The organism is Kitasatospora sp. NPDC059088, from assembly GCF_042738155.1.
Classification (GTDB): Bacteria; Actinomycetota; Actinomycetes; order Streptomycetales; family Streptomycetaceae; genus Kitasatospora.
Genome location: NZ_JBHYGR010000007.1, coordinates 33,242 through 44,323 on the forward strand (window position 1 = coordinate 33,242; position 11,082 = coordinate 44,323).

9 protein-coding genes are annotated in these 11,082 nt (G+C 70.5%); all 9 read right to left on the reverse strand.

All coding sequences use genetic code 11. The features are described 5' to 3' along the window. Nucleotides 1–19 precede the first annotated feature (19 nt). Nucleotides 20–757, reverse strand: coding sequence for an SMI1/KNR4 family protein (locus tag ACFWXO_RS05175; protein ID WP_380522380.1), 738 nt, complete (start codon nt 755–757; stop codon nt 20–22). Next, nucleotides 738–1,436, reverse strand: a complete 699-nt coding sequence (locus ACFWXO_RS05180; RefSeq protein ID WP_380522381.1) for a hypothetical protein — start codon at nt 1,434–1,436, stop codon at nt 738–740. Before ACFWXO_RS05180 ends, ACFWXO_RS05175 begins: the two co-directional genes overlap by 20 nt. Next, the gene (locus tag ACFWXO_RS05185) at nt 1,433–3,793 is read right to left on the reverse strand and encodes an XRE family transcriptional regulator (protein ID WP_380522382.1); all 2,361 of its coding nucleotides are present in this window, start codon (nt 3,791–3,793) and stop codon (nt 1,433–1,435) included. Before ACFWXO_RS05185 ends, ACFWXO_RS05180 begins: the two co-directional genes overlap by 4 nt. After that, a complete protein-coding gene (locus ACFWXO_RS05190) occupies nt 3,790–4,116 on the reverse strand; it encodes a helix-turn-helix domain-containing protein (RefSeq protein WP_380522383.1) in 327 nt (108 codons plus the stop codon). The genes ACFWXO_RS05185 and ACFWXO_RS05190 overlap by 4 nt, the downstream gene beginning before the upstream one ends. After that, on the reverse strand, nt 4,113–5,237 hold the full coding sequence (locus tag ACFWXO_RS05195; protein WP_380522384.1) for a tyrosine-type recombinase/integrase: 1,125 nt from the start codon (nt 5,235–5,237) through the stop codon (nt 4,113–4,115). The genes ACFWXO_RS05190 and ACFWXO_RS05195 overlap by 4 nt, the downstream gene beginning before the upstream one ends. 16 nt (nt 5,238–5,253) lie before the next feature. Then, nucleotides 5,254–6,810 carry a hypothetical protein gene (locus tag ACFWXO_RS05200; protein ID WP_380522385.1) on the reverse strand — a complete coding sequence of 519 codons (1,557 nt, stop codon included), beginning with the start codon at nt 6,808–6,810 and terminating at the stop codon, nt 5,254–5,256. Further along, a complete protein-coding gene (locus ACFWXO_RS05205) occupies nt 6,807–8,723 on the reverse strand; it encodes a hypothetical protein (protein ID WP_380522386.1) in 1,917 nt (638 codons plus the stop codon). The genes ACFWXO_RS05200 and ACFWXO_RS05205 overlap by 4 nt, the downstream gene beginning before the upstream one ends. After that, on the reverse strand, nt 8,723–10,180 hold the full coding sequence (locus ACFWXO_RS05210) for a site-specific integrase (protein ID WP_380522387.1): 1,458 nt from the start codon (nt 10,178–10,180) through the stop codon (nt 8,723–8,725). Before ACFWXO_RS05210 ends, ACFWXO_RS05205 begins: the two co-directional genes overlap by 1 nt. Nucleotides 10,181–10,283: 103 nt before the next feature. Then, nucleotides 10,284–10,850: a hypothetical protein gene (locus ACFWXO_RS05215; RefSeq protein ID WP_380522389.1), complete on the reverse strand. Its 567-nt coding sequence runs from the start codon at nt 10,848–10,850 to the stop codon at nt 10,284–10,286. Nucleotides 10,851–11,082: the final 232 nt, after the last annotated feature.

The following is an 11,082-nucleotide window of genomic DNA, read 5'->3' on the forward strand; positions in this document are numbered from 1 at the left end:
CTGGAACGGAGGCGAGCAGTCAGCGGTCCAGAACCTCGCGCCAGACATCGCCGCCTTCGGCCCAGGTCCAGAGCCACTTCCGCAACGACGAGGTCGCGTAGGACAGGCCGTCGTGCGGGCTCTCGCCCCACTCGGGGACCCAGCCGTCGCAGTCGTAGAGCAGCACTGGGTTATCGACGGCAAGCAGCGAGACGTGCCAGCTCATCGTGCAGCCGCCGTCTGTCAGGAAGAACCAGGACGCCGGCACCCCGGCCGCGCGGTGCCGCTCATGGACGCTCACTGCGGACTTCCAGTTGCTCAGGTGCCCCGGCGCCCGGTTCCCCTCGCGCAGGCTGACGAGCCCGCCATCGGGCCCGAACCCTCCGTCCGCGACCTCGGTGTAGATGCGGCGGAGCACGTCGGGCAGGCGCCGACCGATTTTGCGCTCGACGGCCTCGACCTCGGCCATGGTGACGGGCGGGAACAGCAGCCCGCGTGGGGAGTCCGCGTAGTAGGAGGCGACTTCCTCGGCCGAGGATCTGAGCTGGACCGTCCCGTCGCTACCCGTCGACCGCAGATCCGGGTTGGGCCGGTCAAACCAGTCAGCTCCGTAGCGCTCCGCGATCCAGGCGCTTGGCACACTCGCCGTATCGAAGCGCCGACCCGGATCCCAGGCCCGGGTACGCAGCTTCTCGATCAACACGTCGTCGTCCGCCGGCTCTCCGGTGATCCCAGGGTGCTGAAGCGGTGAAGGGGACTCAGGCGAGGCGGCGGTCATGCACCGGGAGCATAGCCGCGGAGCGGCGGGCGGATCCCTCCGGCGTGAACGTGAAGCCGTCCGTGAACAGGGTGCCGCCGTCCCGGAAGGCCCAGAGGACGGGTTCGGCATGGACAGAGGCCGACGACGAGCTTGGACTCGGGGCGAAGGTGTTCCAGAGGTGGAAGCAGAGCAGGGCGTCGTCACGTCGGTCGGTCGCGTATGCCAGCGTCTTGGGGTAGTTGGGGTTGTTCCCCCCGAAGAGGACCGAGGGCGGACCGAACGCTGTGACGATGTCGCTGAGGAGGCGGTCCTTGCGGCACCAGGTCTCGCTGACACGACGGATCTCGTCGTGCTCAGCCGAGGTGAGGGCCCGGTCGAGTCGCAGCCATCCCTGACGGTGTGCGATCTCGGCGTAGACCGAGGCCACGGCGCCCTCGTGTGCATCACCCCACAGATATTGGAAGGCTCCGCTCACGCCGGTGGAGGAGGATCCTTGGCGGGTTTGCAGGTCCTTCAGTTCCTGCTGCCATGCCTGCTCGGAGGCGTCCGCGAACGCCACCGCGTCGAGGTAGAGCCTGATCGCCGTCTCGCCGCCGTACATTCCCGGACGACGCAGGGCGTCGTTCAAGTGCGTGATCAGATAATCGAGCACTTCTTGTACTGTGCGCTCATCGTTGCGGCCGGTCGCGTTGGTCATCGTCTGCCTTCCTGTTGGTCCTCGGCGCGTGCGGCGAGGTACTCGGCCCAGTCGCGTCGGGCATAGGCGACCCAGCGGATCGCGGTGTGGCGGTGCATGCCGGTCAGGTCGGCGAGGATGGGGCTGGGGAGATCGGCGGCGAGCGCGGCGAGGGCGGAGTTGCGGGCCGCGCGGACCGAGATTCCGTGGCGGTTGAGCTTCTGCGTCATGGCGTGGGTCGAGATGGGCTTCCCTGGGACCAGGCCCGGGAACAGCAGCCGGGGGCCCGGGGTGGCCTGGGCAAACAGGGATCGTGAGCCGGGCAGGGACTCTTCCGCCAGCTGGTGCAGCAGACCGGCCAGTCGCGGGGGCAACAGGACGGGGTGGCGGCCGAGCATCAGGTGGGTGTGCTTGCTGCCGCGCTGTAGATGGTCGGGCGTCAGATGGCAGAGCCGCTCTGCGGACGGACCGAAGAGCAGGGTGATCGCGCCGGCTGCTCGGACGTCCAAGGGCAGGGCATCGTCGGTGAGACATCGCTGGAGGAGGCTCCAGCGGTCGTCCTCATCGAGCAGGGCCTGCGGCTCCTGCTGCGGGATCGAGGGGACAGTGAGCTTGCGGGTGAGCCGGCGGCTCGCCGTCCAGCTCAGGAAGTAGCGGATCAAGTAGCGCCGTTGGCTCGCGCCGCCAGTGACCCAGCCATCGAGGTGCTCCTGGGTGAGGTCTTCGAGTGCCAGTTGCTGCTGGTCGAGCCAGGCCAGCAGTTCCAAGGCCACGCTGACGCGCCGTCTGAGATCGCGGTCGGCGGAGGCCGGGTAACGGCGGACGGCGGCGCGCTGGCGTGCGCGTCGGAGCAGGAACCAGTGCAGGAACGGGCGGGCGAGGTTCGCGTGGGCCGCCGGCTTGTCGGCCAGTTCGTGCTCCAGCCAACCGGGGATCCGTTCGAGGTCCTCGTTGCGGGCGCCCAAAACGCCTGTGTGCAACAGGAGTTGGCGGATATAGCGCTGGTTCCGGCTGGGTGGTAGCTCGTCGAGCAGCTCATGGCTGAGCGGACGGTCCTCGGTGACGAGGCGGGCGAGGAGCTTGCTGTTCGGACTCTCGCGGATCCACTGGATCGCCTGGAAGGGCGCCGGAGCGGCCGCCAGCGCCGTCGCGAGCGGTTGCAACTGCTCGGGGACCACGCCGTCGGCTCCGGCGAGCAGAAGGTCGACCCGCTCGGCGAGAACGCAGAACGCGCACCGACCCCGGCTGTGGGGGTTGCCGGCGCGGCCGCACTGGCGGCAGGTGTAGTCGGCGGCGAAGCCGACACAGGGTCCGCAGACGCCGATGCCGTCGGCGTCCCGCGCGATGAGCGGCTGGACCGTGCCACAGCGTGAGCACTCGGCCGGCGACCGGAGGACGGTGTTGTAGCAGGTCATGCAGACCGGCCCGATCGGCCATCGCGTGTTGACCGGCTTAGTCCGACCGCAGCGGGCGCATGGCTCGCCCTGTCGGTTGCGCCGGTAGCAGTTGCCGCAGACGGGCTGGCCCTGGAGCTTGCTGCTGCAGGGGCGGATCCGACCGCAGGCGGAACAGGTTACCTCGGGGCCGCGGTAGCAGCCGTCACACAGGTCGGGCTCATTGTCGTGCGCGTTGCGTGCGATGCGTTTGAGCTGCCCGCACCGGCCGCAGAGCCGTCGCGGTCGGCGGTGGCGGTTGTAGCAGAGGTGGCAGAGAGCGCCGTCGGCGTCGACCAGTGCCGCGACCGCGGTCTTGCCGCAGGTCACGCAGGTGTGAGTGGGGCGCTTCCAGCACCTGATGCACAGGCCCCGGCCGTCTTCTCGGCGGACCACCGGGTTCTGGAGTTCGCCGCACCCGGCGCACTCCTCCAGGCGGGCGGGGTCCTTGTGGTAGCAGGCCGAGCAAATGCCGCCCTCGGGGCGGCGGGCGGAGATCCGCATGCCCTCGCGGTGACAGCGCGCGCAGGTGGCGCGGCGGCTCTTGGCGTCGCAGGTCGCGCAGAGCCGTCCCTCGGGCCGCAGCTGCCGAAGGTCGGTCCGCACCGTGCCGCAGTGCGCGCAACCGGGGCGAACCACCGGATGGCCGCCCTCGTACAACACCTGGGTCAGCCGCAGCAGGAGCGGCGGACAGAGCGAACTCCCGGAGGTCAGGGCCGCGGGATGGCCTGCCAGGTGCTCGGCGAGCTCTTCCAGGAAACGAGCCGCCCCGCGCACGGGGATCGGCACCGCAACCACCAGCGCCGCCGCGGCCTCCTCGGAGCCGAGGCCGGGCAGAGCCGCAGTGAGGTGGGTGGTGACGGCGGAGGTGGCGGCATCCAGCCGTGCGGCCTGGGCGGCGAGGCGGGCGACGACCGATGGCGCGGTCGGCGAGGGCGCGGTCACAGGCCCTCCGGGCGCCGGATGGAGGTCCGGCGAACGGCCGGAAGCGGTCCGGGTGTCTCGCCGCCGGCGGTCTTGCGGACTTCCTGGTTGACGACCTGGACCTCGATCAGATCATTCGGCTGGCAGGCGAGGATGTCGCACAGAGCCGCCAAGACGTCCATCGACAGCCGCTGCGGGGGCTGGGTGACCAGCCGGAAGACCTGCTCGCGGGAGAGCGTGATGCCCCGCTCAGCCAGCAGCGGGACCAGGTCGGTGGTCTGGAACATCTCCCGGTCGGCCATGAGCTTGCGCAGGTTCCAGCGGTAGCCCATCTTCTTGATCACTTGGGGTCCTCCCAGATGCCGGGGTAGCGATGGGTCAACTTCCGCTGCAGCAGCCGGTTGCGGTACTCGTCCGAGACGCCGGTGTAGATGGCCGTGGTGCTGGCGTAGCCGTGTCCGGCCTGGTCCTGGACGAACCGCTCCGGGTAGTCGAACTCGACGAGATGCGTGATGTACGAGTGCCTCAGGCAGTGCAATTTCAGCTCTTCCGGCAGGTCAGCGGCCTTCCGTGCGGCGTCGAAGGCTTCGTTCGCCGACCGGCGGGACAGGCGCCCACTGCGTTCGGTGACCCAGATCGCCGGGTGCTTCCCAGCACCGAACCGGGGGCGGACCTCGGCGAGGTAGTGGTCCAGGACGTCGACGATCCAGTCCATCTCCGGGACCGTGAAGATGGTGCGGCGCTTGGGCGGGCTGCCCTTCGAGGACTTCCCGTACCGGACGAACATCGCCCCGTGGCGTCCGTACTGCGGTGCCTTCGGGTTCCGCCGCAGGTCGGCGACATCGAGCTGAACGCTCTCTCGGCGGCGCATGCCGTAGGCGTAGTAGCTCTTGAGCAGGGCGGAGTCCCGCATCGCAGCCAACGCGCCCTTGCGGCCGCGCTTGCGGATCTCCTCGACCCGGCCGTCGGCGGCGTCGAACAGGGCCTGGATCTCGTCATAGGTCAGCGGGCGACGGCTCGGGTCGCCCTCGTACTCGCTGACGTGGGTGACGGTGTTCCACTCGTGCAGGATCTGCACCGGCACCTGGCCGAAGCGCTCCTGGCAGACGTTCATCCAGCCGTAGCGCGCGTCCGTGATGTACTCGCAGAACAGGCGCAGGTGGTTCTGGTAGCCGCGGCCGCTCGACACGGTGAACGTCGGCGTCTTCGCACGCAGGTGGTCGATGAACGCCTCGACCTCGGCCGGCTGCCACTGCCACGGGTACTGGTTGGTGAACTCGGCGAACCGGCGGACCAACGACAGCCTCGGCTTGATGGTCGAGTCCCAGTTCAGGAAGCGGCTCCGCTGCTGCTTGGTCCACCCCTCCAGCATCGCCTCGAACACCGCCGGCTCGGGGTCCAGGTACGAAACCCCGTCCACGAGCATCAGCTGGGCTGCCCCCGCCAGATCAGCCGCTCTAGCCACTCCAACCTCCGTTGCGTTAGATGCAACATTGTTGGGATGGCGCGCGTCGAGCGCAAGAGCCGCTGGCCGATCGGTTGCCCCTCACCCGGTGACCGCGAAGGCACCCCCTCCCACCTGCGGTTATGCGTGTTGACCGCCCCGTCGAGTGTTGCATCAAACGCAATTCCGCCCCTTTTTCGGAGTCGCGCATGGCCGACAGCGCTGTGATGAAGACGTAGCAGGCCGCCCGGATCATCCGCAGCTCGTCCAGCCCGCGGCTGTCGCCGGTGCGGCGGAGCGGATCGCGGACGGCTTGGCGGATCCGTTCCTTGCGCGGCTCTACCGCCGGGTGGTTCGTCTCGAAGGCCGCGGGGTAGCGGCGCCCGAAGACCTGCCTGGTGAAGAGCCTCCACACGGGCTCGCCGTCGGGCACCCCTTGGTCGCCGGGTTCGAGCCGGATGTGCACGGGGATCAGGTTTTCCGGGTTCCGCAGCCACAGGTCGATCCGCTCGTCGATCTCCCGCTGGAACGCTTCCCTGCTGCCCCGTCGCGTGTCGGTGGCGCGGGTGTGCTGGACGCCGAGGAGTTCGCCGGCGCCGCCGTTGGGGTCGACCGCGGCGGCGCGGCCCTGGTCGATGAGGGCCTGGACCTTGGCCCGGCGGGCCAGGGCCCGCTCACGGCCGGTGCCCGCGAGGGAGAAGATGCTTGGGTTGTGGCCGGTGACGGCGAGGCTGATGGTCGACCAGGCCGGTGTTCCGGCCGGGCGGCCCGAGCGAGGCCGGTCCGAGACCGGGATGACGCGTGCGGGGTCGGCCAGCCAGGCGTCCAGGATGGCGTCCATAGCCGGGCCGGGCCGGTACCCGGTCGGAAGCGGGGCCGGGGCCGCCTCTCGGGCGGCTTGCTCCTCGCGCCGGTCGAGGATCTGCGGACCGATCCGGTCCACCCAGGCCCAGGCCGCTTTCAGCAGGGGCCACCAGGTGGCGGGCGGGATCGCCTTGGTCGACAGGGTCCGGGAACTGCTGGCCTCGGCGATCTGACGGCCGGACAGGCCCGGCCACGGATCGGCCAGGGGCCCGGCGGCGGTCAGGACCGGGGCCAAGTGGACGAGGTGGCGCACGGTGTCGACGTAGGTCATGACGGTCTTCGGCTTGTTCTCCGATGCCCGGTCGTCGATGAACGCCTGCCAGTCCTCGGGGCTCCAGGTGGCGAGGGTGGCGGGCAAGCCGTTGTCGTCGGCCCAGCGGGCCAGGACACCGATCCGCGCGCAGTCGCCGATCACCGTCGACGGAGACCACCTGCCGATCTTGAGGAAGAGACCGGCGTCGCGAAGGGCCTTGTGGCTGGGGTTGGACATGGCGAAGGCCAGTTCACGGGCGGTGAGGTTCCACAGCGGATCGACCGGAAAGTAGTACTTCCAGTGGGCGGGCGGCCTGTTCGCGGGCCGCTGGAGGCAGTCGGCCGGCCAGGCGTCGGTGCGAGCGAACACCGGGCTTGGGGTGTCGGGAAGGCGGCCGGGCATCGCGTCGAAGACGGGCTCGTCGTCGCGGAAGGTCAGCGACCGCAAAGGGCCGGCGGAGGCGGGGGCGGTGGTCATCGGTCGTACTCCGTTCGCATCCCCAGGGGAAGGTCGAGGTCCACATGGCCGGCGGCGATCTGCTCGCGGGCCGCGGGCAGGCGCTCCTCGCACTGCTCGAACAGCTCGGCCAGGGCGGCGGCCTTGCCTCCCCAGTGCTGCTGCCACACGGGCGGGGCGAGGCGCTCGCGCATGCGTTCCACGTGGTCGGCGAACAGCAGCAAGCGGGGCAGCTGCGAGACGAACACCACGGCGTTCGGGCAGACCATGCACATCGCCGGGGCGACGTGGCACGGCTTGCCCGGCCCGGTGTGGGGTGAGTTCATCGGCTCCTTGCAGTTCGTCAGCCCCATGTCGAGCTCGCCCTCCAGCAGGGCCTTGCCCTGGTCCGCGGTGATGCCCAGCGCCTCGATGCCCGCGGGCTCGCCCAGCTGACGTTCGGCGTCGGGAAGGACGAGGACCGGCTTGCCGACGAGGCGGTCGAACACCTTGCGCTGGGCGTTGTTGACCGCGCGGGCCGCCAGGGTGTGAGCGGTGGTGCCGTGCGCGTAGTGGCCGGCGAACACCTGGATGTGGTGGTCGTCTCCGGCCAGGTCCGACAGGGTTCCGCCGAGCGCTGCCACGCGCGTGGTCTTCGCGGTCTTGCGCAGGCGCCGGGTGTCGTGGGGCCGACTGATCTCCAGCTCCTCGTGGCCGCTGATCCAGTTCGTGAAGCGGCGTCCCTCGTAGTTGAAGGCGGCGAAGCGGGCCAGCAGGTGGCCCTGCTGGCCGAGTTCGGTCGCGGTGAACAGCCACGGCTCGCAGTTGAACACCTCCCGGGTCAGCTCGTTCACGGCAACCAGGCGCCGCATCAGGCCGGGGACGTCCCACCGCCCGCCGCCTTCGAAGCGCACCTCCCCCGACTTCCCCTGAGGGTCGGTGGGATGGAAGTCGGCCCGGATCCGTCCGGCCCGGTTCTTGGTCTGGACGATCCTGACGCCCTGCGGGCCGAACTCGATCTCCGGCAGGCGAAGGCGGTGCAGTTCCTCGGGGGTGCAGTCGGTCATCGCCAGCAGCAGCAGGACCCGGAAGGGCTGGAGGTCGCTCTCGCTGGGGAACAGCATCCGGCTCACGCCGGAGGCCAGCCCTGCCAGCCCGGCACCGCGCCCGCTCGCCGCGAGCCGCAGGTCGCACAGTTCCTGCGGCCAGAACCTGGCGTGGGCCGGCAGGTTGTCCCGCAGGGCGGCCGTGGTCAGGATGCCGTGCCGGGCCGCCCACAGCAGGTTCGCCGGCGTCCGCCAGCCGGCCTCGCGGGGGTCCTGCCCGGCGGTCAGGAGGTCCCGCCCGGCGGCCAGGCGCTTCTCCAGCGCCCTGATGTCCTCCATCGCCGATCCCTTGAGGGCCAGGCGCTCGCGGTTGGAGAACTCGTCGAGGACCTGGCCGGTGTTCTTGCGGAGCACGCTGGTGCCGCGAGCGCGGTCCTGCAGCTTGTCCGGGATGCTCGGGTCGCGCCGAGCCGCGTGGTCGATCAGGTTGAGCAGGGCGCTGGCCAGCGCGTACGGCATCGTCGACTGGCGGGAGTACCGGGTCGGCAGGTGCTGTTCCCAGGCGAAGACCACCTCCGTCAGGTCGACGTGCCCGCTCTCCAACCGCACCCCTGCCGGATCGTGTCCCAGCCGGGCCAGGTGCGGGCCGGCGAAGTCGCAGAAGCTGACGACCGCTCCGCGCTGGTGGCTGCCCGCGGCCAGGGCGCTCTTCGCGGCGTAGTCGAGCCAGGCGTCGGCCAGCTGCGCGGCCAGCGCCGGGCACTGGAACGCGCCGGGGTCGATTCGCGCCTCCACCACGCGGGTGCGCTTGACCTCCTTCCTGGAGCGGATCCCGATCGCGTCGACCACCACCGGCTGCACCTCAGACCGGGCGTTGGCACGCGGACGGCGCTCTCCACGGCGGGGCATCAGGCCACCGCCTTGCGGGCCTCGCGGGCGGCGTACTCGGCGAACGTCGTGTCCTGGTCGTTCCACGCCTTGACGGCCTGGGCGACCAGCAGGTTCGTCCGGCGGATGTAGCGCAGGTACCGCATCGTCGACTCCGGACGCAGATGTCCGAGCAGCTGCTGCACGCGCAGGAAGGCGTTGCCGGCCAGGTGCTCGCCCAGGTGGGCGGGGCTCCGGCCGCCGTCGCGGATCTCCTTCGCCGCCCGCTCCAGCACGAGCTGGGTCAGCAGTTCGAGCATGAAGATCGCGAAGGTGTGCCTCAGGTCGTGGATCCGGATGTTGCGTGGCATCTCCAGCTCCAGGCCGAACTCCTCGACCACCGCCTCGCACCGGGCCTGGGCAGCGTCGAAGACCTGGTCCCAGCGCTGGCGGCTGAGCATCCGGCCGTGCCGGCCGACGAACAGCGCCATCGGCTCCAGCCCCTGGCCGGTCTCCCTCACCGTGATCCGCCGCAGCGGCGCGTCCATCAGCTTGATCGTGAACGTGCGCCGCCGTCCGTGCAGTACCCCGCTCAGCTTCATCTGCCGCAGGTCGATGTCGTCGACGACGAACAGCTCCTCACGCCGGAGCGCGAGCGTCCTGGCCGCCCGCCGCACGACCTGGGCCCGCTCGATGCGGCGGTAGAGGTCGATCTCGCGCAGCGTCGCGTCCTGGATCTCCACGGTACGCGGCAGCTTGTACTTGGCGATCGCCTCCAGCTCCACCAGCCGGGCCGAGCCGTCCCGGCGGGGCGGGCCGACCTCGATATCCAGCAGGCTGCTGAACTCCCGCAAGCGCATCCCGGTGTTGATCGCCAGGTCCGCCGCGCAGCTGTTGCGCAGCGGGGCGGTGCCGCGGAACGCCGGATCCACTCGGCCATCGGGCAGCAGGCCGCGCAGGCCGACGTCCTTGAACACGCGCCACTGGTCGAAGGTCAGGTGGCGTACGTCGAGCTGGGACACGGCGCCCCAAGCCAGCACGTCCCGGCCGTTCTTCCGCCGGTGGTAGGGCCGGTGCTCCAGGGCCCCCGAGTCCACCGCCCAGCCGTAGAAGTTGTTGATCGCCACCCGCCGGCGCCGCCACGTCGCGGGGCTGACCGGCTCGTCCTGGTACTGGGTGCGGTCGTCGCGGAAGGCGATCAGGTCATCCTCGGTCGCGGACAGCAGGTCCGCCGGAATCTCCAGGCCGGCCAGGAAGTCCGCCACGTCGAGCAGGTCGTAGGTGTAGTCCCGCAGCGACGACGCCCCCAAGGTCTTCGCCTCTGAGCGGAAGAACGACGAGAGCGGCTCGGCCGGCCGCATCGCCTCATCGAGGAAGAACGGCGTCCCGTCAGGCAGTGCACCCGATCGAGTGACATAGGCCACGGCGTCCAGATCGACGCCGGGTATCGGCTCCCAGTACCTGCGGACCCGGTCGCTTGAAGTGAAGAAGTGATCCATTGCAGCATTCGGTGAGACAAATAGGACACACGAACGCTAACGGGACTCCAGCCCACCCATAGGCCCAGCTCAGGGGCTTGTGAGACATGTACCAGATGTAGACCTAACCGGAGCCGAGGCAGCCGCCGGGGCATTCGAATCGGTGGGGGCCGTTGCGGAGCCAGTCGGCGTAGGCGCCCCGCAGCCACGCGCGGACTTCGAAGTGGTCGAGCAGGGGCAGGTTCAGCAGCCTGCGCAGCTGGTTGGCGAGGTGGGCGCATTCGGTGGGGCTGTGGATGTCGGCTGCGCACTGGAGGGACACGATGTCGAGGACGACCGCCTCCAGGAGCAGTTCCTCGGTCCGGTTCGCGCGCTTGCGCTCGGGGTCGACGATGCCGGGGTGGCGGCGGTCGGCTTGGTCGTCGAGCATCCGCTGGTGGTACATGAGGCGGGCGTCGCGGAGCAGGCGCGGCACGGAGGGGTTGTCCGGGTAGGCGTCGCGGACGGCGGCGAGGGCCAGGGCGTCGGCCAGGAGGTCTTCCTCGGGGCGGTAGCGGATGCGTCGGTCGCCGGTGACGACGTCGAAGGCGGCGCTGCACGCGGCCATCGCGGCGACGGTGGCGGCGATCGTCCCGGGGTCGTCGGTGGTGTCGACGGGCAGGGTGACGTAGGACTCGGTGGAGGCGGTCACGGGCGTGGCCCTTCGGTGTCGGGGTGGTGTTCGCGGGCGCCGGCCGGGCGGCCCGGCTTCGGGTGCGGCAGTGAACCGCGCATTCCTTGACGGACCTCTTGATGCCGACCACCCATCAAGGTCACGAAGTGGTAACAGACTGGTTCCCCGGGGGGGGGGGGGGGGGGCGCGGGGGCGCCCCCCCCCCCGCGCGGGAGCCGCGCGCGGGGGGGCGGCCGCCCGCGCGAGTGGG

Coding starts and splice junctions, on each gene's coding strand:
- ACFWXO_RS05175 (WP_380522380.1), bottom strand. CDS start 757: ATGACCGCCGCCTCGCCTGAGTCCCCTTCACCGCTTCAGCACCCTGGG.
- ACFWXO_RS05180 (WP_380522381.1), bottom strand. CDS start 1,436: ATGACCAACGCGACCGGCCGCAACGATGAGCGCACAGTACAAGAAGTG.
- ACFWXO_RS05200 (WP_380522385.1), bottom strand. CDS start 6,810: ATGACCACCGCCCCCGCCTCCGCCGGCCCTTTGCGGTCGCTGACCTTC.
- ACFWXO_RS05205 (WP_380522386.1), bottom strand. CDS start 8,723: ATGCCCCGCCGTGGAGAGCGCCGTCCGCGTGCCAACGCCCGGTCTGAG.
- ACFWXO_RS05210 (WP_380522387.1), bottom strand. CDS start 10,180: ATGGATCACTTCTTCACTTCAAGCGACCGGGTCCGCAGGTACTGGGAG.